Source organism: Gabonibacter massiliensis, from assembly GCA_001487125.1.
Classification (GTDB): domain Bacteria; phylum Bacteroidota; class Bacteroidia; order Bacteroidales; family Marinifilaceae; genus Gabonibacter; species Gabonibacter massiliensis.
Window position 1 is genome coordinate 1,031,009 of the sequence record LN913013.1, and the last position, 24,653, is coordinate 1,055,661.

Annotated in this window: 28 protein-coding genes; 15 read left to right on the plus strand and 13 right to left on the minus strand. The window is 41.7% G+C overall.

Annotated elements, in window-relative coordinates; all coding sequences use genetic code 11:
* Window positions 1-9: 9 nt before the first annotated feature.
* Window positions 10-1,224: an S-adenosylmethionine:tRNA ribosyltransferase-isomerase gene (locus BN3283_RS08595; protein ID WP_059026398.1), complete on the minus strand. Its 1,215-nt coding sequence runs from the start codon at window positions 1,222-1,224 to the stop codon at window positions 10-12.
* 87 nt (window positions 1,225-1,311) lie between these two features.
* Between BN3283_RS08595 and BN3283_RS08600 the strand changes: the two genes are divergently transcribed.
* The 12 genes from BN3283_RS08600 (at window position 1,312) to BN3283_RS08655 (ending at window position 12,293) form a co-directional block, all read left to right on the plus strand.
* Entirely contained in the window at window positions 1,312-2,082 is a 771-nt protein-coding gene (locus BN3283_RS08600; RefSeq protein WP_041505105.1) for an AMP nucleosidase, read from the plus strand.
* Window positions 2,083-2,117: 35 nt separating this feature from the next.
* Window positions 2,118-2,573, plus strand: coding sequence for a DUF1573 domain-containing protein (locus BN3283_RS08605; RefSeq protein ID WP_147625568.1), 456 nt, complete (start codon window positions 2,118-2,120; stop codon window positions 2,571-2,573).
* A gap of 16 nt (window positions 2,574-2,589) precedes the next feature.
* Complete coding sequence (gene yajC, locus BN3283_RS08610) at window positions 2,590-2,907, plus strand: preprotein translocase subunit YajC (RefSeq protein ID WP_200889860.1); 318 nt, start codon at window positions 2,590-2,592, stop codon at window positions 2,905-2,907.
* Between the two features lie 82 nt (window positions 2,908-2,989).
* Window positions 2,990-4,000 carry a CdaR family protein gene (locus tag BN3283_RS08615; RefSeq protein WP_041504268.1) on the plus strand — a complete coding sequence of 337 codons (1,011 nt, stop codon included), beginning with the start codon at window positions 2,990-2,992 and terminating at the stop codon, window positions 3,998-4,000.
* A complete protein-coding gene (gene coaE / locus BN3283_RS08620; RefSeq protein ID WP_041504267.1) occupies window positions 4,000-4,581 on the plus strand; it encodes a dephospho-CoA kinase in 582 nt (193 codons plus the stop codon). The genes BN3283_RS08615 and coaE overlap by 1 nt, the downstream gene beginning before the upstream one ends.
* A gap of 100 nt (window positions 4,582-4,681) precedes the next feature.
* Window positions 4,682-5,404, plus strand: a complete 723-nt coding sequence (locus tag BN3283_RS08625) for a TerB family tellurite resistance protein (protein ID WP_041504266.1) — start codon at window positions 4,682-4,684, stop codon at window positions 5,402-5,404.
* Window positions 5,405-5,535: 131 nt separating this feature from the next.
* Window positions 5,536-5,943 (plus strand): DUF5606 family protein, encoded by a 408-nt coding sequence (locus tag BN3283_RS08630; RefSeq protein ID WP_041504265.1) that lies wholly within the window; start codon window positions 5,536-5,538, stop codon window positions 5,941-5,943.
* An 81-nt stretch (window positions 5,944-6,024) separates the two neighbouring features.
* Window positions 6,025-6,732, plus strand: coding sequence for a tRNA1(Val) (adenine(37)-N6)-methyltransferase (locus tag BN3283_RS08635; RefSeq protein WP_059026399.1), 708 nt, complete (start codon window positions 6,025-6,027; stop codon window positions 6,730-6,732).
* Between the two features lie 267 nt (window positions 6,733-6,999).
* Window positions 7,000-7,950, plus strand: coding sequence for an ROK family protein (locus BN3283_RS08640; RefSeq protein WP_041504263.1), 951 nt, complete (start codon window positions 7,000-7,002; stop codon window positions 7,948-7,950).
* A 27-nt stretch (window positions 7,951-7,977) separates the two neighbouring features.
* Window positions 7,978-10,086: a GH92 family glycosyl hydrolase gene (locus tag BN3283_RS08645; protein WP_041504262.1), complete on the plus strand. Its 2,109-nt coding sequence runs from the start codon at window positions 7,978-7,980 to the stop codon at window positions 10,084-10,086.
* 15 nt (window positions 10,087-10,101) lie between these two features.
* Window positions 10,102-10,830 (plus strand): 2-C-methyl-D-erythritol 4-phosphate cytidylyltransferase, encoded by a 729-nt coding sequence (gene ispD / locus BN3283_RS08650; RefSeq protein ID WP_052634808.1) that lies wholly within the window; start codon window positions 10,102-10,104, stop codon window positions 10,828-10,830.
* Window positions 10,831-10,871: 41 nt separating this feature from the next.
* Window positions 10,872-12,293 carry a capsule assembly Wzi family protein gene (locus BN3283_RS08655; protein ID WP_286137614.1) on the plus strand — a complete coding sequence of 474 codons (1,422 nt, stop codon included), beginning with the start codon at window positions 10,872-10,874 and terminating at the stop codon, window positions 12,291-12,293.
* Here the strand turns inward: BN3283_RS08655 and BN3283_RS08660 are convergent.
* Together BN3283_RS08660 and BN3283_RS08665 are read right to left on the minus strand one after the other, a co-directional pair.
* Complete coding sequence (locus tag BN3283_RS08660; protein ID WP_041504260.1) at window positions 12,286-13,344, minus strand: glycosyltransferase family 9 protein; 1,059 nt, start codon at window positions 13,342-13,344, stop codon at window positions 12,286-12,288. The genes BN3283_RS08655 and BN3283_RS08660 overlap by 8 nt on opposite strands.
* Window positions 13,337-13,954, minus strand: coding sequence for a DUF4254 domain-containing protein (locus tag BN3283_RS08665; RefSeq protein WP_059026400.1), 618 nt, complete (start codon window positions 13,952-13,954; stop codon window positions 13,337-13,339). The genes BN3283_RS08660 and BN3283_RS08665 overlap by 8 nt, the downstream gene beginning before the upstream one ends.
* A gap of 260 nt (window positions 13,955-14,214) precedes the next feature.
* Between BN3283_RS08665 and BN3283_RS08670 the strand changes: the two genes are divergently transcribed.
* From BN3283_RS08670 to BN3283_RS08680, 3 genes are read left to right on the plus strand one after another with little or no spacing between them, the layout of a single operon-like run.
* Window positions 14,215-15,273 carry a pyridoxal phosphate-dependent aminotransferase gene (locus tag BN3283_RS08670; protein ID WP_041504453.1) on the plus strand — a complete coding sequence of 353 codons (1,059 nt, stop codon included), beginning with the start codon at window positions 14,215-14,217 and terminating at the stop codon, window positions 15,271-15,273.
* A gap of 10 nt (window positions 15,274-15,283) precedes the next feature.
* Window positions 15,284-16,018, plus strand: a complete 735-nt coding sequence (locus BN3283_RS08675; protein ID WP_059026401.1) for a phosphocholine cytidylyltransferase family protein — start codon at window positions 15,284-15,286, stop codon at window positions 16,016-16,018.
* On the plus strand, window positions 16,018-17,070 hold the full coding sequence (locus tag BN3283_RS08680; protein ID WP_041504257.1) for a CDP-glycerol glycerophosphotransferase family protein: 1,053 nt from the start codon (window positions 16,018-16,020) through the stop codon (window positions 17,068-17,070). Before BN3283_RS08675 ends, BN3283_RS08680 begins: the two co-directional genes overlap by 1 nt.
* Before the next feature lies 1 nt (window position 17,071).
* Here BN3283_RS08680 and BN3283_RS08685 read toward each other — a convergent pair whose 3' ends face one another.
* The 10 genes from BN3283_RS08685 to BN3283_RS08730 form a co-directional block, all read right to left on the minus strand.
* The gene (locus BN3283_RS08685) at window positions 17,072-17,818 is read right to left on the minus strand and encodes a lipopolysaccharide kinase InaA family protein (RefSeq protein ID WP_059026402.1); all 747 of its coding nucleotides are present in this window, start codon (window positions 17,816-17,818) and stop codon (window positions 17,072-17,074) included.
* A gap of 1 nt (window position 17,819) precedes the next feature.
* The gene (locus BN3283_RS08690) at window positions 17,820-18,311 is read right to left on the minus strand and encodes a dihydrofolate reductase (protein ID WP_041504255.1); all 492 of its coding nucleotides are present in this window, start codon (window positions 18,309-18,311) and stop codon (window positions 17,820-17,822) included.
* Window positions 18,312-18,400: 89 nt separating this feature from the next.
* The gene (locus BN3283_RS08695) at window positions 18,401-19,195 is read right to left on the minus strand and encodes a thymidylate synthase (RefSeq protein WP_059026403.1); all 795 of its coding nucleotides are present in this window, start codon (window positions 19,193-19,195) and stop codon (window positions 18,401-18,403) included.
* Between the two features lie 58 nt (window positions 19,196-19,253).
* Entirely contained in the window at window positions 19,254-19,895 is a 642-nt protein-coding gene (locus tag BN3283_RS08700) for an O-methyltransferase (RefSeq protein WP_041504253.1), read from the minus strand.
* A gap of 1 nt (window position 19,896) precedes the next feature.
* Complete coding sequence (locus BN3283_RS08705) at window positions 19,897-21,114, minus strand: M16 family metallopeptidase (protein ID WP_041504452.1); 1,218 nt, start codon at window positions 21,112-21,114, stop codon at window positions 19,897-19,899.
* A 35-nt stretch (window positions 21,115-21,149) separates the two neighbouring features.
* On the minus strand, window positions 21,150-22,190 hold the full coding sequence (locus BN3283_RS08710) for a DUF4097 family beta strand repeat-containing protein (RefSeq protein WP_059026404.1): 1,041 nt from the start codon (window positions 22,188-22,190) through the stop codon (window positions 21,150-21,152).
* 112 nt (window positions 22,191-22,302) lie between these two features.
* Window positions 22,303-22,848 (minus strand): DUF4924 family protein, encoded by a 546-nt coding sequence (locus BN3283_RS08715; protein ID WP_059026405.1) that lies wholly within the window; start codon window positions 22,846-22,848, stop codon window positions 22,303-22,305.
* A gap of 10 nt (window positions 22,849-22,858) precedes the next feature.
* On the minus strand, window positions 22,859-23,236 hold the full coding sequence (locus tag BN3283_RS08720; protein ID WP_041504451.1) for an RNA-binding S4 domain-containing protein: 378 nt from the start codon (window positions 23,234-23,236) through the stop codon (window positions 22,859-22,861).
* Window positions 23,237-23,401: 165 nt separating this feature from the next.
* Window positions 23,402-23,971, minus strand: a complete 570-nt coding sequence (pth, locus tag BN3283_RS08725) for an aminoacyl-tRNA hydrolase (protein WP_041504250.1) — start codon at window positions 23,969-23,971, stop codon at window positions 23,402-23,404.
* 16 nt (window positions 23,972-23,987) lie between these two features.
* Complete coding sequence (locus tag BN3283_RS08730) at window positions 23,988-24,560, minus strand: 50S ribosomal protein L25/general stress protein Ctc (RefSeq protein WP_041504249.1); 573 nt, start codon at window positions 24,558-24,560, stop codon at window positions 23,988-23,990.
* Window positions 24,561-24,653: the final 93 nt, after the last annotated feature.

Consider the following 24,653-nt stretch of genomic DNA (forward strand, 5'->3'; position numbering starts at 1 on the left):
CACGCAAATTTACTTTTTTATCTTTAAAAAACTACTATCTCCATAACTGAGAAAACGGAAATCATGTTCCAAGGCATACCGATATATTTTTTTCCAATCTTCCCCGATGGCCGCAGCGACCAAAAGCAATAACGTACTCTGCGGCTGATGGAAATTAGTAAACATGGCGGAAATCACCCTGAACCGGTAACCGGGCACAATGATGATTGTTGTCTGCGCCTTTAACATTTCAGCATCCCGTTCTTTATACCATTGCAACAAAGAGGCCATAGCCTCCCGCAAAGTATAATGCCGGGGTAAAGTATAAGCTTCCCACTGTTCCAACAAATTAAAATCGTTATCACCTTCCAATCGCTTTACACCCATCCAGTACAAACTTTCCAATGAACGGACAGAAGTTGTCCCGACAGCAATAATATGATCCGGACACTCGTAAAGATGCTCAATCAATTCCCGTTGTACGACAATGTGTTCCGTATGCATGGCGTGCTCCCCGATGGTCTCGCTTTTCACGGGCTTAAAGGTTCCGGCTCCCACATGAAGCGTCAATTCCCCCATCATTGTTCCTTTTGCCCGTAATCGATCCAGCACAGATAGGCTAAAATGCAATCCCGCCGTCGGTGCCGCGACGGAACCTTCGTTTTTAGAATAGACGGTCTGGTAACGAATCTTATCGTTCTCTTCCGAATCCCGGTTCAAATAGGGAGGAATAGGAATTTTACCGCAATGTTCCAATACCTCGCTGAAACTAATCGGACTATCCCACTCGAAACGAACAATCATATCATTTCCCTCCTGCTTCATTCGGGTTGCTCTCAATTGTCCCTCGATTCCTTCCCAATGGTAAGGACATACGATGGTTCCTTCCTTCCATTTCTTCAGATTCCCGACCATACACTTCCATTCACAACTCTTCACAGCCGCAAAGTTCCGGACATAATCAGCCGGCAAGTAAGGTTCTAAACAAAATACCTCGATGGCAGCACCGGTTACTTTCTGAAACAGAATACGGGCATAAATAACTTTAGTATTGTTAAAGATCAGAGTCTGTCCGGCATTCAGCATATCAGGCACCTCATAAAAGCGACGTTCACGGATTTCCTCCTCCTCGTATATCAACAACTTAGAGGCATCCCGATTCTCCAATGGAAATTTGGCAATCCGTTCGTCAGGCAGATCATACGTATATTCTTCTATGCGAATACCCTTTAACTCTTCTAACATACTTTCAAATTTTCAGACGAAAATTTTCTTCGTCCATAATATTGTTTTAATTTTGAAGGGACAAAGATAATCTGAAAATCCGAGAATGTGAAAACAAAAAAAGATATCGTTGAAGACTGGTTACCCCGTTACACGGGACGTCCTTTAGAAGAGTTTTCGAAACACATCATACTGACTAATTTCGATTATTATTTGGAACTTTTTTCAGAAAAATTTCAAACACCAATCGTCGGTATAGACAAAAACATGCCTAATGTTTCCAGCAATGGAATCACCATGATCAACTTCGGAATGGGAAGCGCTAATGCCGCAACCATTTTGGATTTATTGTCCGCCATAGAACCGGAGGCGGTTCTTTTCTTGGGAAAATGCGGCGGCCTCAAGACCAAGCACCTCGTGGGGGACTATATCCTGCCGATTGCCGCCATCAAAGGAGAGGGTACCTCCAACGACTACCTGCCGAGAGAAGTCCCCTCTCTTCCGGCCTTTAGTATACAAAAAGCCTGCTCGAAAGCGATCACCAAAAATCAAAGAAGCTATTACACGGGAGTCGTATACACGACCAACCGGCGGGTATGGGAGTTCGACGACCGTTTTAAAGAGTATTTGATTACCACTCGTGCCTTAGCCATCGATATGGAAACGGCAACTATTTTTACCGTGGGTTTTGCAAACCGGATACCCACGGGAGCTCTTCTTTTGATCTCAGACCGCCCCATGATTTCAGACGGTATCAAAACAACGGCCTCAGACAAGATGGTAACTCAGAATTTCGTTCGGCAACATCTCGATATCGGTCTTGAAACGATGAATGATATCAAAGATAAAAATTATTCCATGAGGCATCTCATATTTTAAATTAATATCGTATTTTCGTTGCAAAAATAAGGATTATGGGGAGGTTTTTCATTTATATATTGACAGGAATCATCTTGATCTGCTCTTGTAATAACAAGGAGAGAAAACAAACGGATGAAAACACGATTTCAAATTCAATCACCACTCTACACACGGACTCGGTTCAAGGCACGGATACTCTTGCCAAAGTTCAAATAGAAGATCCACACTTCAATTTCGGAGAGATTCAGAAAGGAGAAATTGTCACGCACACTTTTAAGATCAAAAACACGGGTACGAAGAATCTGCTCATCACCCATACGGAAAGCAGTTGCGGATGTACTATTCCTAAATACGATAAGAAACCTATTCCCCCGGGCGGAGAAGGAAAAATCGAGGTTGAATTCAACTCTTCCGGTCGAATGGGCAAACAATACAAAGTTATTCATATCTTTGCAAACATTCCGGAAAAAAGTTTTACTTTAAAAATAACGGCAAATATTAAAAATTAATACAAAACAGTAAACTATGAACACAATTTTCATGTTAACATTACAAGCGCAAGCGACTCAAGGCGGTGGTATGATGTCATTCTTACCTTTAATCCTGATTGTTATCGTTTTTTGGTTCTTTATGATCAGACCGCAAATGAAGAGACAAAAAGAACTCAGAAAATATAGAGAATCTTTACAAAAAGGAGATAAAGTAATGACTACGGGGGGGATTTTCGGTAAGATTGTTGAGATCAACGATTTTACGGTTATCATCGAGGTTGAAAGCCAGGCAAGATTAAAAGTAAGCAAAGAAGCCATTGTTAAGGACATGACGGATGTTCCGGCCAAATAAAAACAATATTTTTGCAGATTTCAGATTAAGTGATCAGGTGATTTCCGAATCACTTAATCTTTGAATCACTTAATCTCTGAATATGCGTGATTTATCCGGTAGAATCGGTCATTTGTTTAAAGAACGGAAGCGTTTGCATTTAAAACGCAATATCATTACTTATGGTATATGTCTCATCATTGCAACAGTTTTATGGTTTTTAAACACGCTAAACAAAGAGTATGCGACACAAATCACATACCCCATAAGATATACGGATTTACCCAAGGGTAAATTACTTGTTTCCGAACTGCCTCAAGAGATGACGTTGGAAATCAGGGCTCACGGGTTTGCCCTGTTACGCTATAAAATAGGGACCTCTTTCCTACCTATCGTTTTCAACGTGAACAGTTACAGCAACGGCATACTCGATAAGAAAGACATGCTGGATTATACCCTGAATACGATAGACATCAAGGACAGAATCGCCGCTCAACTAAACTCGGATATCAAACTATTGAACATCACTCCGGAGACCATACATTTTCAATTCTCAAGATTCGAAAGTAAGGTCGTCCCCGTACAACCTCGTGTTGAATATACACTGAAAAAACAATACATGCTAAAAAATCCGATATCCGTGACACCCGATAAATTAACAATTAGCGGGCCGGCTTCCGTTATCGATACGATTCAGACCGTATGCACCCTTCCCGTCCGACTTAAAGATTTATCCAAAGATATTACGAAAAATGTCTCATTCGAAGACATCCACGGTGTTCAGATAGATGACAATAATGCTAAAATTCTGATCGAAGTGGAACGTTTCACCGAGTCTAAAAAAAATGTGACGTTAACCGTAAAGAATTTACCCGATTCTTTACAAATGCGATTATTCCCCAGCGCCATAGACGTCACGTTCGACGTGGGGCTTAGCCGATACGATCAAGTCACGGATACGAGTTTCAGGTTCAGTGTGGATTATAAGCAGATCACTAAAAACACGACGGCCTTAAACGTAACACTCGAGAAATATCCTCCCTATATTCAGAACCTCTCATTCTCGCCCGAACAGGTAGAATTTCTTATTGAAAAAAAATCAAATAAACGGTGATGATAAAAATCGGTCTGACAGGAGGGATCGGTAGCGGCAAAACAACCGTATCCCGCATCTTCCAAGCTCTTGGTTATCCAGTATACATCAGCGATACAAGAGCTTCATGGTTAATCAATCACCGCCATGAAATAAAAAGAGACTTGATCGCACTTTTCGGAGAATCTGTTTATCTGCCGACGGGAGAATTAGATAAAAAAAAATTCGCTTCCCTCATATTCAATGACAAAAAAAGGATCGATCAAGTCAATAAAATCGTCCATCCGGTTGTGACGGAAGATTTTTTAGAATGGAGTGAATCCCAGAACACACCTTTTCTTTTTTTTGAATCGGCTATCCTTTTCGAAGCCGGATTAACTCCGCTTTTCGATCGCATAATCACCGTCACCGCAGATCGGGAGACCCGTATCTTACGGGCAATGAAGCGGGATGCGGTCAGCCGGGAAAAAATAATAGAACGTATCAACAATCAACTACCCGATAGGGAGAAATGCCTACAATCCGACTTTGTTATCCATAATAACGATTCAGACTATCTTCTGGAGCAAATCATCGAAATCGTAAAAAAACTAAAAGCTTAAAATACCAGTCCCATTGTCCGGGAATCTTTATATTTTTGCAAGAAAAATACAATAGGTCGAAAGTTTCCTTAGAAAGAGACTTCATACAATATACGATATTATGGGAAAATACGGAAAATGGATAGGAGCGGGATTAGGATTCGCCATGGGCGGTCCTATCGGAGCGTTATTCGGTTTCTTTATCGGGTCGGCTTTTGATTCTCCGGCCGTCATCCAAACGACACAAGAAGGTCCTACCACCTCCGGAAGAGGAGATTTCTTATGTAGTTTGGTCGTATTGGCTACCGCATTAATGAAAGCCGATGAAAAAATCACACGTAACGAATTGGATTACGTGAAAACTTTCTTCAGAGAAAATTTCGGACCGGAAGGAGAACGGGAAGCTTTGGCCATGATCAAAGAGATCATGCATAAAGAGATCAGAGTCGAACCCGTATGTATCCAGATTCGACAAAACATGAATATACACGCCCGGATTCAATTACTCTATTTTCTTTTCGGATTGGCCAAGGCCGATGGAAACGTATGTAACCGGGAAATCGGGTTATTGGATCGAATCGCCGATCTGTTGGGAGTAGATCCCACCACCTACCGATCCATCAAATCCATGTATTATGACGATTTAAATTCAGCATATAGCATTTTAGGGGTCGATTCGTCTGCTGACAATGAAACGGTTAAAAAAGCTTACCGGAAAATGGCTATGGAAAATCATCCGGATAAGGTAAGTTATTTGGGAGAAGACGTACGCAAGGCTGCAGAAAAAAAATTCACGGCCATCAACCAAGCGTATGAAAAAATAAAAAAACAACGAGGTTTATAAAACCACGCGAATATCATCCCTGATTATTATTTCGCCCTCTGCCTTTCGATTATATTTTGTTTTTACTTTTACTTTTAAACATTGATTCGTATTTTTGCAGTCTCATTTATAACACATCAAAAAAACAAAGTATGTTAAAAGAGATTTTATCCATATCAGGTCAACCGGGTTTATACAAATTGATCAACAACACCCCCAAGGCCCTTATTGTCGAATCGTTAATTGACGGTAAACGCTTTCCAGCTTATTCCAATGCCAAAATCATTGCTTTGGAGGATATTTCCATATACACTGAAGGTGAGGATATGCCGCTGAAAGAAGTATTCAAGCGCATTTACGAAAAAGAAAACGGAGGTCAGACCATCAGTCATAAAGAGTCTTCCGCCAAAATCACCGATTATATCGAATCCATCATTCCGGAATACGACAAAGATCGGGTATACGTTTCCGACATGAAAAAGATGTTACAATGGTACAATCTCTTGTTGGAAAAAAAGATCTTGCTATTTGACGAAGAGAAACAAGAAGAGAGTAAGTAATTCCTCTCAAAAAGATGTTTAAAAAGAATTCACTAATCCACTTTTTAAACATCTTTTCTACATAAAGTTTCAGCCAAAACTATGGGCAACTCTTATTTCCAGTTCAAACAGTTTATCGTCCGTCAGGAAAAGTGTGCCATGAAAGTAGGTACGGATGGAGTTTTACTCGGAGCGTGGGCTGACATCCGAGATAAAAAACACATTCTCGATATCGGAACCGGAAGCGGATTAATCGCTCTTATGGCAGCTCAACGTAATCCGAAAACAAAAATCCATGCTATCGAAATCGATCCGGAGGCTTATTCTCAGGCAAAAGAAAATATCACCAGCAGTCCTTGGGCTGACCGTATAGAGCTTTTTTTAGGAGCGATCCAACAATTCTCTCCCGAAAACGGCTACGACGCCATTCTATGCAATCCTCCGTTTTTTATCCGTTCCACACCGACCCCTTTTCCGGAACGAACTTTGGCAAGGCATTGCACAACCTTATCTCACGAAGATCTTTTCATTGCCGTACAAAAACTTTTACTCCCGGGAGGTTCCTTTCATGTCATTCTCCCGGTAACGGAAGCAGAGAGTTTTATAGGGCACATTAAAACACAAAAATGGTTTGTTAACAAATTAACGAAGGTTTTACCTAATCCAGGTAAAGCCCCCAAACGTTTGCTTATGCAGATTTCCGACCGTGAAACCATTTACCAAGAAGACGTGTTAATTATTGAGACAGAAAGACATGTATACCATGAAAGTTACAAGAATCTGACCATGGATTTTTACCTGAACAGCTAATTATTTCATTTTAAATTATTTCACCTCTTCCCTCAGATTTAAATCTCTATACAGAAAAGATTAACGAAGTGTTAACTATCCGATCCCTACCTTCATTTTATCTTTGCAATGTAGAAACAGACAAAAAGACACAGTTTTTTTTCATAAGTTTGTATGTTTAGGTTAGTAGTTAGTAATTAAAAATAAGAGATCGCCCCATCGGTCTCTTATTTTTTTATTACTTTTAACCTCAGAAAGGAGAAACATACAACTCAAACGGAAATAACCATGCAAACGAAAGTTTCACTCGGAATCGATATAGGAGGTACCAATACGGTTTTCGGTATTATTGATCAAGCGGGTAAATGTTACGCGGAAGGAACGTTATCCACTCGCTCTTACAACAATATCCAAAACTTCATAACGGAATTGCATGCAAAGATCTTCTCTGAATTGAAATCACTGGACATTACTCCCATCGGAGTCGGTATCGGAGCTCCGAATGGCAACTACTACAACGGAACCATCGAACACGCTGCAAACCTGTACTGGAAAGGTATTATTCCGATCGTGGAACTCATCGAGAAGCAGTTCAAATTACCTGCTGTAGTGACCAACGATGCCAAAGCTGCCGCCATTGGAGAGATGATCTATGGCGGGGCAAAAGGAATGAAAAATTTCGTGGTGGTCACCTTGGGAACGGGACTCGGAAGCGGAATCGTAATAAACGGCCAATTGGTATATGGAAATGACGGCTTAGCGGGAGAATTAGGACATACGATTGTACATCCTCGCGGAAGAGCATGTAATTGCGGCAGGAGAGGATGCCTGGAAACATACGTATCAGCTACCGGAATAAAACGTACAGCTTGTGAATTACTCGCCACGGAAAACATCGAAAGCCAATTACGAGATATCCCCTTCCACCAATTAACAGCCAAAAAAGTATACGAAGCAGCGGAAAAAGGGGATCCTATTGCCTTAGAAGCATTCCAACATACCGGAGAAGAATTGGGTAGCGCATTAGCCAACTTAGTAGCCATTACCAGCCCGGAAGCCATATTTCTCCAAGGAGGAGTTGCCAACGCGGGAGAATGGTTATTCAAAACCACTCGAGAACAAATGGAGAAAAATTTACTTCACGTCTACAAACAAAAGGTTAAAATCCTACGTTCCTCTTTACCGGTAAATGCTGCCATATTCGGAGCCTCTGCCTTGGCATGGAATGAATTAGGTTAGTTTTATCCATATCGTAAAACCGAAACTATGAAAACAAATCTTCTATTGCTCTCTTTCCTATACTTACTAATCAGTACCAGCTGTACCAGAGAGCGCGAGATGCCCATAACCGATCTCGTTAACCCTTTTATCGGCACAAACGGACAAGGAGGTTGTTTTCCCGGCGCAGCCTACCCTTTTGGAATGATACAACTCGGTCCGAACACCGTCAATACTTCCGGAGAACCAGGATACACGTATAAGGATTCCGTTATATCCGCGTTTTCTTTTATTCATCCGGGAAACCTGACAATGGAAAAACACCCCGGTATAAAGATCCTCCCCACGGTCCAAAAGCCACATTCGGGAGAAAATGCCATGCATTTCATTCGCTCCTGTTATGCAGGTTTCTCTCATCGGGACGAACAGGCAGAACCCGGCTATTATAGTGTCACGTTTAAAAACGGGATTAAAACGGAATCTTCCGTTACAGAACGGTGCGGCATACAATATTACCAGTTTCCAACGGCTGCCAATTACGGATTGGTGTTGGACATGATAACTCCCCATGAAGAAGAAGGCTCACAAGAAACATCCATTAAAAAAGTAGACAACAGAAGTATTCAGGGATACCGGAAATACATAAAGGACAACCAGACCAGGCGCATCTACTTTTTCATTCAATTTTCACAAGATGTAAACGTGTGGGCCGGCAACGATTCGCTACGGCCTCTTGCCAACGGGAAAAGGATTACCCTCCCCCAAAGTTACGCCTGGATAGACTTCGGACAAATCACCAATAAAATCATCGCTAAAATCAGTATCTCTTCCGCCAATAGCGACGGGGCTATTGCAAATTTGAATAAAGAAATACCCCACTGGAGTTTCGATAAAGTAAAGAGAGACGCCAAGCAACAATGGAGAAGAACGCTTTCCAGAATAAGAATAAAAACGGATAGTTCCGAAACGGCTAAAATATTTTATACAGCCTTATATCACGCTTATTTAACCCCATCCGTCTACTCTGACGTACACGGAAATTACACGGGAGTAGACGGAGAAGTACACTCCGTAGGGAAAGGGATTCAATATAAATTAGCTCCGTTACAATATACTTGCTGGACTCAATACCCGCTATTAACCATTACCCAGCGGGAAAAGGCAAACGAAATCATTCAATCTTTACTGATCCATTACGATCAAACCGGCATTCTTCCCCGCGGGATCATCCCGCAACGAGCTATCGGCAATCCGGCCATATCCGTTATCACGGGAAGCTACCTGAAGGGAATCCGCAATTTCGACATAGAAAAAGCCTACGAAGCCATCAAAGCCACGTTAACCAATCCGTCACCGGAAATCAACGCGTTACGTCGGTACCACTTTATTCCCGGCGAGCTGACGGAACATTCCGTTTTGAAAAGTCTGACCCACGCCTATGACAACTGGTGTGCCGCACAAATGGCAAAAGCATTAAACAAAGAGGACGATTACCTCTTTTTTATACAATCCTCCCGAAATTACGAACAACTATTCGACACGGCAACGGGGTGGGTTGAAGAAAAAGACAAACAGTGCCGGTTCAAACAAACCGACGACTCTCGGAAAAACACGTGGTTTATTCCTCACGAAATCGAACGGCTCATTAATATTCAAGGAGGAAAACAGTTTTTTATCTCCAGGTTAGACAGTCTATATGCCTCAATAGACAGTACCCTGTATTACGAACAGGCTTACGGTCCGTTACAGCACACACCCTATCTGTTCAGTTATGCCGGAGTCCCGACAAAGACACAATACCACGTCAGCCAAATCAGAAAACTTTACTCCGATACTCCAGAAGGACTGCCGGGAAACGACAATTACGGTCAATTATCTACCTGGTATGTTTTCTCAGCCATCGGCTTTTATCCGGTAAATCCCTGCGACGGCAAATATCGATTAGGCACACCTTTATTTAAAAAGGTTATTTTAAAACTGGGCCAAGACAGACGTTTTATTATCAAGGCCAATAAAGAAAACGATCAATACATATATGTAAAAAAGATATTATTGAACGGAGATCCTTTAAAACGTCCCTGGATCACACACGAAGAAATCCTTCGCGGAGGTGAATTGGAATTCATACTGACGGATCAACCTACCACAAACTTATAAACACAAAGATTTATCATGAAACGCATTGGCGTCATATTGGCCGGAGGTTCCGGATTAAGACTGGGGAATGATATTCCGAAACAATTTTTAGAAATCGCCGGAAAGAGCGTATTGGCACACACGCTTTCCGTCTTTCAAACACATCCCGATATAGACGAAATCATCATCGTTATTCACAAAGATTTTATCACGCAAGCCCAGCATATCGTAGATGCGGAAAAGTTTCACAAGGTAAAAAAAATCGTACCGGGCGGCAGGGAACGCTATCACTCCACTCTGGCAGCCTTAAGTTCCTACACCGACGAAAACGTGCTCTTTATCATTCATGACGCCGTTCGCTTGTTAGTCTCTCATTCCATCATTCATCGTATTGTCGAAAACCTCAATACCCATGAAGCGTGTACTACGGCCGTACCGGCAACTGACACCATCATACAGAGCGATTCGACCGGGCGGTTTATCGCTGCCATACCCCGACGTCAGACTTTGTTCCACGTTCAAACTCCCCAAGGATTTCATTCAACCATTCTAAAAAAAGCATACCAATTGGCACAAAACGATCCCCAATTCACCTGTACCGACGATTGTAGCGTGATACGTCGCTATTTTCCCGACGTTCCGATTAAGATAGTGGAAGGAGAACCTTCCAACATCAAACTAACCTATAAAGAAGATATCCCGGTAATAGAAAAACTTCTTTTGACAAGAAATAACACAGATCACAAAGATTATATCGATTTTTAAATACCTTTGTGTGTTGTATTGTGTATAATTGAACTTGTTAAATGAAAATAGTAATTATCTTATTAGGGATATTTTTACTTCCGGGTGTCATGTGTGCTCAAAAAAGAAGTATGGAATATAAGACCTCCCTTACCGGTTTTATCTCGTCGGAAAACGAATTACCTTTTTGGATGATCTCCAACCGTCACGGTCTTATTCCCAACGGCAAAGGCGGCTTGTTGGAAGCCGGCATTTTCTCGGATTTCAACCATAAACATAAAATACAATTCGCTTATGGTTTTTCCGGGGCGGCCCATCTCTCCCAGGCAGAAAACAACCTATTGATCGACCAACTTTACGTTAGTGCCAAATGGAAAAAATTTCGGTTGGACCTGGGAATGATCCACCCGGAAGAAGAGTATAACGGAACTTCTTCCACCAACGGTAATTTCGTCCGTTCCGGCAATTCCAGGACCATGCCGGGTTATAACCTTAGCAGCGACTACATCTCCGTTGGGGATTTTTTTGCCTTTAAATTCAATTGGGCCGATTATCAGATGATCGATGACCGCTATGTAAAAGATACCCGTTTGCACAACAAGTCCCTATTTGTAAAATTCACGATTCACCGACGGATCGAACTTATCATGGGTCTGGAACATTGGGCTCAATGGGGAGGAAAATCTCCGGTATACGGGAAACAACCCTCTTCGTTCAAAGATTATTTGCGAATCGTCGCCGCCAAGGAAGGAGGCTCGGATGCCAGCCAAAGCGATATGATCAACGCTTTGGGAAATCACCTGGGAAGAGAACATTTACGCATCAATTACATAGGAGACAATTACACCCTGACGTTCTATCACGACATCCCGTTTGAAGACGGATCGGGCACCGATTTTCGTTCTTTTCCGGACGGAACTTATAATTTCTATTACGGAGCCAAAAATAAAGAGCAATGGATCAGCGATATTACGTATGAATTCTATTATACCAAATACCAATCCGGTTCCCGTCACGACCGGCCAGCGACACCAGAAGAGATGGAGCATCAAGATCCGAACAGCCCCACGTACGGTAAAAAAATATTAGGAGGCTGCGACGATTATTTCAATAACGGCGAATACCGGAGCGGTTGGACCCTGTATCAACGCACCATCGGTTCCCCCTTTATGTTATCCGACATGGCAAAAGGAGGTTTAGGAATATACAATAACCGGATTATAGCTCACTATATAGGAATAAAAGGAAAGGCTTTCCGGGAAGTTCCTTACAAGGCTATGCTATCCTATTCCATCAACTACGGAACTTATTCAAAAAAATTCGAGGGTTCTCACCGTCAATTCTCTTTCGGATTGGAAGCCAGATTGCCCTTACGGCATTTGCCCGTAAATATCGACACGGGTATCTACGGAGATTTTGGAAAAGTATTCAAAAATAACATCGGGCTTACCGTTAGAATAAGCAGAAAAGGATTTATTAAGTAATACCGGATTTCGAAGCCAAAAATTTATCGAGCATAGGCCGTAATCTCGCCCACACCTCCTTGACGGTAATCCGCTCGAAACGTTCTCTGTCCGTCAGGCTCTGCCAATTGTCCGGAGGAATTACATCCCGGGGACTAATTCCCTGGTAACGTTCACTCGGATTAGGCAACCATTTCGTCTTATCCACCCAAGGCGGATAAATAGCAAAGCCAGGAATGTTCAAGGCCTGAGCGATATGCCGGGGTCCGCCCTCATTACCAAAAAAGAAGTCTGCCTGCAAACACATGGCACCCAACTTTCTTATGGAATCGGCTTCAATATGAATAAAAAGGTGCTCGTCTTCTCCCATCTCCCGAAAGAGCCGAAAAGCAGCCTCCTTTTCCCGCTCGTTGTAATTGAATATCAATTGGGCGTCATAAGTTTCAATGATCAGTCTCAACACTTTTTTCATTCTCTCCATACTCCATGCTTTTCCTTTTACCCGGGTAAAAGGAGTACATACAATTACCGGCTTGGAAAAATCAATTCCTTCCCGCTCCATAAAAGAATGAAAATCCCGGTTCTCTTCCGAAGTAATGCATAGTCGAAAATCAGACACGTATTCCAACGGTCTTAACTGTTCCAACGGCTTCAACAATAACAAATTTCGCGAGACCTCATCTAAAGTATCGTCTTTTTGATTGGCGATCCGGTAATTATGACCGATGAAAGAATAACTCTTCCGAGTCCCGATACGGTATTTTGTTTTAAAAGAAAACCAGGAGAAACACAAAGAAGTAAAAGTGGTACGGGTATCTATAATCGCATCGTACTTCTCTTTCCGCATCAATCGCCAAACACGTTTTAAATAACTCCCGACACTATCCTTCGCCGGAAAAGAGATCACTTTATCAATATCGGGATGATACTCGAATAAGGTATTTATCGGATCATGCAAGAGATAATGCACCTCCGCCTCCGGAAAGTTTTTACGAATAGTACTGCAAAGCACGGTTGACAATACGGCATCTCCAATCCGACGAAAACGAATAATTAAAACCTTTTTAATCATCCACCTCCATCTTTTTATACAATACGGGATTCAGCATCGGATCGTTATACATCTTCATCTGCCTGTAAACCTTCATATATTTTCTACCCGATTCGATATCCGCCAATAATTGGTCAATCGCCACAATCAAATCCTGACGCTGGCACTTTAACACATCCAATTTAAACCTACATCTCTCTACATGGACAGAAGATACATCTCTTCTCTCCACTTCCTGTTCCATGTGATAAATTTTAAGAGCCAAAATAGAGAGACGATCCAATGCCCACGCGGGACTTTCCGTATTCAACACAGCATCCGGTCCGGTCTTTACGTCTTTATATTTCGCTAAAAACCAATCATCGATTTTTTCAACAATATCCGTACGAATCTGATTCAACACATCTATCCGACGTTTTATTCTCAACGCTTCCTCCGGAACAATATCCGGATCCCGAATAATATCTTCCAGATGCCATTGTATCGCATCCGTCCAATTTTTTACATACAAATGATAAGCAATATTCTTTTCATCGTACGGGTTGACTACTTTCGCTTCAACCTCACCTACAAGATGATAAGCATGTGTTGCCTCATCAAAAATCCTATAACTCCATTCTGTAAACGACATCTACACTACGAATCTGACAGATTATACATTAGATAACAAAATTATAATTTCATTCCATAATACGGGCACACCTGAATGTTAACATTTATTATTTATGCCAAATACACCCCCGTTTCGGTTACGCATTCTCTATGCCGAAAGAGAGCGGTTATTTTGGCGTATTAAATTATTTCATGTAGTTTTGCATATCATTAATAAACGCTTTTTTCATTTTAAAGCAACTATTTATTTGAATGTTTTGGAAACCATATAAAATAACCATGGAAAATAAGATAACTTACCTCGACCGCAATGAATACAACTACGGTCCTGCACCTGAAATCGGAGAAGTACTAAAGAATTTCGATCCCAATAAATTATGTTTTTACACCCGTATTTACGATGAAGGGAAAAAAAGTATATTATCGGATTATATCTCCACACTCTACGGTGTTCCCGAGAAACAAGTCATTTTAGGATACGGCGGAGAAGACATTTTAAAACAAGTGGTACATTGTTTTTTAGCAGGAGGTCCCAAAACTAAAACATTACTCATACCCAAATTTTCCTGGTGGTATTATAAGTCTATTGCTGACGAAGTAAACGGACGTACCATATTCTATCCTCTATACGAAGAGGGCGATACCTTTAAATACGATATCGAAGGAATGCAAAAAATCACCGAACAGGAAAAACCGGAAATGATCTTAATTGCATCCCCGAATAATCCGACCGGGAACTCCCTATCGGAAAGCGAGTTGGATAGGATACTATCTTTTATCGATAAGGATACGGTCGTTGTTATCGACGAAGCTTACGCTTCATTCGCTAATAAAGATACCAGTTACATCAAACCTTTAATAGAAAAATACCCCAACCTCTTAATCGTCAGAACACTTTCCAAATTTTACGGACTGCCCGGACTGCGATTAGGTTTTGCCTTCATGGGTAGTAACCTGACTCCGTTCCTGAATTACAGTACCAAATATTTAGGTTACAACCGAATCTCCGAAGAGATCGGAATTGCCGTATTTAAAGCCAGTGATTACTATCAACGCATAGCGGACTTAATGGCAGAAGATCGAGTAACCTACAGAAAAGAGTTAGGAGTATTGGATGGTTTCAAAGTGTACCGATCCGATGCCAATTTCATCCTCGTAAAATATCCGATCGCCATGAAATCCGAACTTCAGAAAGCATTAAAAGAAAAAGGGCTGATCGTGAAATTTATGAACGAGGAAAACATCAATACTCACATGCGGATTACCCTCGGGACCCAAAAACAAAACCGTTTGGTTATCGATACGATAAAAGAAGTAGCAAAGAATTTCAAACCGTAAATTCATTTTTATGAAAGCTGTCATTCTTGCTGCCGGTATAGCTTCCCGCTTACGTCCGCTTACAGACGATAAACCCAAATGCTTATTGAAGATCGGTGATCGCTGTCTGTTGGAACGGGCTATCGACGGATTACTTTTGCATCAGGTAGATGAAATTATCATTGTCACCGGTTATTTAAAAGAGTTGATCGAGGCATTTGTAAAAACGACCTATCCGAACTTATCGGTTCGATTCATTTACAACGAGAGATACGCGAGTACCAACAACATCTATTCCTTATGGTTAGCCTTGCCGGCAGTTCTTCGCGAGAACGAATTTCTATTACTCGATAGCGACATCCTCTATGACCCAGAAATGATCCGGCTATTGCAGGAATCCCCTCACGAGAATTGCCTGGCTTTAAACGCTCATCATCTTGGAGAAGAAGAGATTAAAGTGATTACCAACGAGAAGGATCAAATCATAGAGATCAGCAAAACCTGTTCTATCGAGAAAGCAATCGGAGAATCCATCGGGATAGAGAAAATCTCCAACTCCTATCTTACGGCTCTTTACCACGAGCTATCTCAAATGATTACGGTAGAAAAACTGGATAACATTTTTTATGAACGGGCTTTTGAAAGGTTGATTCCCAAAGGACATTATTTCTATCCCGTCGACACCAGCGATTATTTTTCCATGGAACTGGATACGGTAGAAGATTTTCAGCATGCAGTAAAACAAATACCCCAACACCTATTATAATGAGAATCGTACTATTTTGTGAGCAGAAATACGCCATCAACATTTTGCAACCGATTGAAGAGGAAGCCGAACAGGAGGGCGGACATGAATTACTATGGTATGTTCATCAAAAAAATATTCCTGATTTTCCTTTACGAAACGATACCCGATGGACCAATAGCATACAGAAAGTCTACGATTTCTCACCGGAAGTCATTTTCGTTCCGTGTAACATTGTTCCCTATTACCTGCCAGGGGTAAAAATACAAATATTTCACGGTTATGCCGCAGAAAAAAAAGATCATTGGGTGATCCGTCGCTATTTTGACACTTATTTTACCCAAGGGCCCTTCTTTACCCGAGGGTTCAAGGCTTTGGCCAAAAAATATAAAGATTTCGAAGTAGTCGAAACAGGCTGGCCCCGCCAAGACTGGATATACGCGAACCTGCATACTTTTGATAACGAGAAAAAAGAACTATTGGAAAAATACCGTAAAAGTAAACTTCTCCTGTACGCTCCCACATTCTCACCCTCCCTGACCTCCCTTCCTTTCATCAAAGAGGGATTGGTTAAAATAGCGAAAGAAAAAGATATTTTACTGATCTTAAAATTCCATCCCCTTACCCGGCCGGAGTGGATGGAAGAATACAAAGCACTCTCCGAACAACACGAAAATATACTCTGGATAGAGGATCACAATATTACCAAATACCAATTGATGGCCGACGTTATGATCAGCGACACCTCTTCGACCGTATACGAATTTCTTTTGCTGGATAAACCGGTAATCACCTATAAAACCATTGCCAAAGACATCTACTGGCAAGATATACAACAAGCGGAAGAACTTTCCGACGCTTTTGAAAGAGTTCAACGCGACGAAGAATGCATCAACAAGCGAAAATGGATCATTGAAAATTACGATCCTTACCTGGATGGTAAAGTAGCTCATCGCATGCTTGATGCCGCCAGAGATTACATTGCACGGCACGGTGTCCCTTCACACCGGAAGCTTAACCTATGGCGTAAATACACGAGTATAAAAAAATTTGGAAAAATACGGAAAAAGTAAGCTACCGTCGACGTCGGGCTATTTTTTTTTGTTTGCGTCTCAATACGTTGGCATCATGTTCATGAGTCCACTTTTTCAACAAAACGGACATCTCCCTGCAATCTCCCCCCGTTAGCCGCGCATACTCATCGGCCATAATGTCAATCATTTCATCGTCTGCATTCAAACGGTAAAAATTTCTTAATCCGGCCAAAGGAGAAATCGATTTAAATTGCATCCGGTTCAAATCGATCAGATAAAAACAATAAGCATCTCCCTCCCTCTTTATCAATGTATTACCTGGCGAATGATCCAAAAAATAGATCGAATTTTGATGAAGCCGATAGGTAAACCGGGTAAACTCCCTCAATATCCGTTCCCTATCGACCGGATGTTTTTTCTTCAAATCCCTGAATTCATAATCAAAATCCACTTGTAAAGAGATATAATAACTGCGAGTAACCCCCCAGGCGTTTTTATATAGAATATAGGCTACGGGATCCGGCGTTCCAATACCCTTCTCTACCAATTTATTGGCATAAATGAAAGAACGTTCGGCCTTGCTCTTCCGAATATAAGCATAAGCAAAGCGATTCACCCAATTCGGCTTCTTATAAGATTTGACATTTAACCGGAGACCGTTTATCTCCAGCACTTTTATCACATTCCGATCCGCCTCCAACACTTCACCTTCTCGTTCGAAACGTTGGGGAATAGCTAAGATAAACGACTCAAACTCTTTATACTTGGGGTTAATCCGATAAATCATTCTACTTTTTCTTGCTTCGATAATTGATAAACGAATAGGCAAACTCATTCTTTTCATCCGCCGGAAAATCTTCCTGACCTTCTTTTTCCCAACATCCAGGGTCCACGGAAGGGATCTTCGTATCCCCGTCGCACACCGTGTGAACGACCGTCAGATAGAGACGATCGGCCTGATCCCATAACTCCCGGTATATCGTACCGCCACCGATAATAAAAACTTCCTCCTCATCCTTTGCCAGCTCCAATGCTTTTTCAATGGAATCGACCAATTCACATCCTTTCGCAACAAATGACGGATTACGGGAAATAACGATATTCCTACGGTTAGGCAAAGCCCGTCCCATAGATTGAAAAGTCTTTCTTCCCATCACTACCGTATGTCCCGTGGTGATTGCCTTGAAATGCTTCAGATCTCCCGACAAATGCCATATTAACCCGTTATCCCTACCGATAACACTATTTTCTGCTGCTGCTACTATTATTGACAAAACCATAATTAATTGTAGATTAACATGCAGATTGAAAATTATAAATTAAATCCATTGCTATAATTTACAATTTTAAATCTACGATTTAAAATTCATCAGACCGCGATTTCTCCTTTTATATGCGAATGCGGGTTATAATTCCGCAGTTCAAAATCCTCATACCGGAAATCGAATATGGATTTTATGGCAGGATTAATTACCATCTCAGGCAAGTCCCTCGGTTCCCGGGACAACTGCAATTTCACCTGATCGATATGATTCAAATAGATATGGGCATCTCCCAAAGTGTGTACAAATTCTCCCGGCCGTAAATCGCACACCTGAGCCATCATCATGGTCAAAAGAGCATAAGATGCGATATTAAAAGGAACACCCAAAAAAGAATCGGCACTCCGCTGATACAGCTGACAGGATAATTTTCCATTGGCCACGTAAAACTGAAAAAGGGCATGGCAAGGAGCCAACGCCATGTTCTCAATATCCCCGGAATTCCATGCACTCACGATTAACCGACGAGAGTCTGGAGTATGTTTTATATCTTCTACTACCTGTGAAATCTGATCCAGATGAGTACCGTCAGGACGAGGCCAAGAACGCCATTGATAACCGTATATATGTCCCAAGTCCCCGTTCTCATCCGCCCACTCATTCCATATCCGTACGCCATGTTCCTGCAAATATTTCACATTCGTATCGCCTCGAAGAAACCATAATAATTCATATATGATGGATTTTAAATGCAATTTTTTAGTGGTCAGCAACGGAAAACCGGCTGACAGGTCAAAACGCATCTGATGGCCGAAAACGCTAATCGTTCCCGTACCGGTACGGTCCGTTTTTTCAACCCCTTTTTGTAATATCCTATCTAATAATTCTAAATATTGTTTCATATTTCATGAAAATTTGAGAATAAGCTTACCATCTTATCGGTTTTCAGAACAAAGATATTTATTTTTTCCGGATCAACATCAGTCCGTGACGAATGGGCAGTAAAATATTCTCCACACGTGCATCCGACTGCACGAGAGCATTAAAATCCAATATCCCTTTCGTTTGGGCATCAGGATTTCCTACAGGTTCCAGCACTTTCCCGTCCCACAACACATCATCGGCAATAATAACTCCTCCGGGACGCACCCGATCAAATACCAAACGATAGTAATCGGAATATTCCCGCTTGTCAGCATCGATAAATACCAAGTCAAAAACTTCATCTATCGTTGGAATTACCTTCCGGGCATCCCCCACGTGAAAAACGATCCGATGAGCCAGACCGCTCTTTTCTATGTATTCTCTGGTAAAATCTTCCAACTCATCATTGATATCAATGGTATGCAAACACCCCTCCTCCGACAAACCCGAAGCCATAGCGATAGCCGAATACCCGGTATAGGTTCCTATCTCCAATATCCTCCGGGCTCCCGTCATCCGGCAAATCATCTTTAAAAATTGTCCTTGCAGATTTCCGGACAGCATTCTGGGACGCAGTACATGCAGAAAGGTTGAACGAGTCAACTCCGATAGCAAAGGATCCTCCGGTTCGCTATGGGACAAAATGTACCGTTCCAATTCCGCATTCATTTCCAACATATCATTTATATAACAAAATAGACTGTTTTTCCAAATCAAAAATCTCTTGCGCCACCTCCATCAACATTTCCGGCGTAATACTCTCTATCTGGGCATAAACGTCTTCCAGACTATCCACTCTATCGTATATTAAAAAACTTTTTCCGATAGAAAGCATCAGGTTCTCATAGTTCTCCGAGGAGATGGTAATCTGCCCTATCATCTGAGCCTTGGCTCTCTTCAATTGTACAGGACCTAACCTCTCTTCATAGAGCAAGCGCATCTCCTTCCGGCATAAATCCAAACACCAGGCTGCATTCTCTTTATCACAACCGAAATAAACCATACAAGCCCCTGTATCCGAATAGGGAGTATAGGAAGCTTCTATATTATAAGCCAAACCATAACGCTCCCTGATGTTCAGGTTCAATCGGGAGTTCATTCCAGGTCCACCCAAAAGATTAACAAGCAACGATAAAACCACCCGTTTTTCCTGTGTTTGGTCGTAGGCGACATTTCCGATAATACAATGACTCTGATAAGTATCCCTCTCTTCTTTCACGAAACGGGGCAAATAGATCTCCGGTTTAGTCCGTCTTAAAATCCCCGATCCTCTCGGGTAAACGGCAAAATATTTTTCAACCAAACGAACGATCTTTTCGAACGGCATATCTCCCACTGAAGTAATAACCATCCGCTCGGGATTGTAGTTTCGCTTCACGAAATCAAGGATCATTTTCCGATCAATACGCAGCACGGCAGCCTCATCACCCAAAATATTTCGACCGATAGGATACCCTTTATAGATCAATTCCTCGAAATCATCAAAGATCAACTCCCCGGGACTATCCTTATAGGAATTAATTTCATCCAGCACGACATCTTTCTCTTTCTCAAGCTCCTTTTCGGGAAACACGGAATGGAAAACAATATCCGCAAACAACTCCAATGTCCGCTCGTAATCTTTCGGCATAAAAGTGGCATAAATACAGGTGTCCTCTTTCGTGGTATAAGCATTCAATTCACCACCTACATCTTCTAAACGACTTAAGATATGATAAGCCTTCCGCTTTTCCGTTCCTTTAAAGATAACATGTTCTATAAAATGAGCTACCCCCAACTCCTCTTCTCGCTCGTCACGACTTCCGGCATTTATGATCAACCCGCAATAAGCCGCTTTATTCGGAACTTCATAATGAATAAGTCTCAATCCATTCTCAAAAATATGTGTCTGATACATCTTTACACCTTCATTTGCCTGCACACGGATCCTCATTACTGTATAAATAGATTTCCTCCCGATAACTCCAGAACTACCTTACTATCGTATTTTTTATCCCCGACCGCTCCTTTTCTCCAAATTATATTTTTCTCGGTCACAGGCTGCGTTTCCAATTGAAAGGATTCGGGTAAATCAACTTTTACTCCCCGATTATATTTCAAACTTAAATCATAACCTGCTCCTTCACCAAACGTCAACCCTAACTTCGTCGAAGAACTTTTGATCTCTACGGCGGCAAAAGAGAAATGAATATTCCGAATATTAACTTCACCCCATCGGGTTTTCATCTGCAAAGAATCTCCGATATCTTGAATCTCGTATTTGGTGTAAAAAGATTCTGCCGTTAAACAATCGATCATTCCCAAAAAGCAGGTACCACCCGAGGTTTTCAAGTTCAAATGATCGGCTTCCATCAATTGCAATGTCGTCGAAGTACAATTTAATTTTACCTCTTTTCCCCCTCCGATTTTTACTTTAGCCGATTTGAACTCTCCTTTCAGCTGTGTCAACTCCTCAATTTCGAAATCTCCTTTAGAGAAATTAACCATAAAAACCCCCTCCTTTACGGAATGAGCCTTAAAATTTCCAGAAACACTTCCTACGCTCAAATTTCCGACAAAATCTCCCAAAAGGATATTACCATCTTCCACCTCTAATTTAACATTCTTCCCTACCGGCACCTTAATGTGGTAATCCACATTTACAATTACCGACGATACCCTTTGTAGCATACTCATATCTTTTCCAAAAACGGTCTTAACATCCAAAACTTCCCCCTCTTCCTGCACCTGTATGTATATATACTTTAATAATTCATCTAACTTTGCCCCCGATTTTCCTTCCATTGCAATAACGGCTTCGATCTCGAATTCGTTACCTTCCTGACGGACATCGATGTTCCCGAAACGATTCCATACTCTCAATTCCTTCACGGCTGAGGCAGGAAAGTTCTTTTTAAATGTTCTGGAACGATTTTCCGCCCGACACGCTATGCCTACAAAGATCAGAATAGCTATAAACACCGCTTTTTTCATAATAAATAATTTAGATTTGACAAACCTTTATTCTCCGTCCTCCCATCATCCATACTCTGCCGACAGACGGATCTGCCCGATTTCAAAGTTAGAAATATTATTTAATTATCAGTCATTCTCGCTCGTTCTCTTCTTCCATACGTTTGTATACGGCAGACAAATAGGCCAGCATACGGCTGAAAGATTCCATCGCCGCCGTCGTTTGAGCGTGTATCTCCTTCTTTTGTAATTTAAGGAGCAAATTTCCATAAAGAGCATGCAGAGCCAATTCCACGTCGGAAACCTCCTCGGATAAATCGGATTTACGGCGATAATCCAATAAATTATTTGCCGCTGCCATAAAAATATGCCGGTAACGGACATCATGAGTTTGGTGTAAAAGATGATAATGCATCTCTGTCAATTCACTTACCATATTTTTAATGACTTGCAAATGCCCTTCCCGGGTCACCTCTTCCTTCTTCATCATCTCGACCAAATTATCATACCAGTCCAGCATCTCTTTACGAGTCGATTCATCTACTTGAAAACCACTAACGATATGTTGATCCACCAAAGTCATATCCAAATGCAATGCCCTCAACATATCCTCCAGCTGCCACATGTAAAGGATATACTCCGCAAGGTTACTTTTTCTCTTTTCGCGTGCAATCAACATAAATCAAATTTTAAACGTCACCTTTCAATTTATCTATTAAACGCCGGTCCCGTTTGGTCGGACGTCCCGTACCCCGATCCCGGTGCTCAAACATCATATGTGTCCCTTTCAATATATCCAATCTCTCCTGAGGCGTAATCTCTTCTACAAAATCAACAGCCAATTGGGCGGACATACGTTTATCCGTAACCTGTTTAACGACATACTCCCTCTCTATCGGAGGAATTCTCACTTTCACGACCTCTCCGACCTTCACTTCCCGAGAAGCCTTCACATGCACCTCCCCGATTGAAACGTGTCCCTTCCCACATGCCTCGGCTGCCTGAGAACGAGTTTTAAAAATTCGTACGGCCCAAAGCCATTTATCTATCCTTACCTTCTCGTCCATATCCGATAACTTTTGATCCAAACTCCGTTCAAACTCTCTAAAATCGAAAATCGTAACTCTCTCCAATCACAGAATCGCTCATTGTAAATTAGAAGAATTTCGTGATTCAATGATTAGGTTATTCAATTTCAATCCCTCAATCACCAATCATCTAATCATCCGATTTCAGAATTTACAATTATTAAACTGACTCATCGTTTTTCCAAGCCCCACGAAAATGAAATTTTTAATGATCTCTCCGCAATGTTCCAGCATCCGGGGCATTTTCTCTTCCTGCTCCGGAGTCCAATGCCCCAACACGTAATCGACTTGTCCTCCGCGAGCAAAATCGTTGCCTATCCCGAAGCGCAAACGGGCATACGCCTGAGTACCCAATAATTCGTTAATACTTTTTAAACCGTTATGACCTCCATCGCTTCCCTGCCCCCTCAATCGAATCGTACCAAAGGGCAATGCCAGATCATCCACGATAACGAGCACATCCGACAATTCGATTCTCTCTTTCTGCAACCAATAAGCCACGGCTTTTCCGCTCAGGTTCATATAAGTATTCGGCTTCAGTAAAATCAAGGTTCTCCCCTTTACTTTTACCGTGGTTACGGCCCCGTAACGCTTATCTTCAAAAACAGCATTGGACGCCTTAGCAAAAGCGTCCAATACTTTAAATCCTATATTATGTCGTGTATTCTGGTACTCGGGACCTATGTTTCCCAATCCCACAATAAGATATTTCATCTTGTCTTCTTACAACTTATTTAGCTTCAGATTGTGCGGCTCTTGCAGCTCTTGTTAACTTAACCTGAGCAACAACCACGCTCTTCGCATTCACGATTTCAATATGCGGAAAATCCAAATCCTTCACTTTAATGGATTTACCTACCCCCAACTTCTCTACATTCAAAACGAGCTCGTCAGGCATATCTTTCGGAAGAGATTTTACTTTCAACTTACGACTGACCAAAACCAATTTACCTCCGGCTTGCACACCCTCGGCAAAACCTTCCGTTCTCACCGGAACTTCAATCACAACCGGTTTATCATCCGCCGTTTGATAGAAGTCAATATGCAACACCCGATCGGTTACAGGATGGAATTGAATCTCTCTCATTACTGCATCGTAAGACTTTCCATCAAGCGTCAATTTTACAAGGTATACGTTAGGAGTATACAATAACTTTCTTAAATCACGTTCCGCAACGGCAAAATGTACGTTAGCCTCCCCACCGTAAAGCACGCATGGAACTTTTTCTTCGGCTCTCAAAGCTTTTGTCGCCTTTTTCCCTAAATCACTTCTTACGTCTCCTTTTAATTCAAATACTTGCATAATCTATATTCATATGTGCTACTCAAATGCGAATTAAAGCCTCGGGGTTATAGACCATATCCGTATTCCCATTGCACGATTTTAAAACCCCCG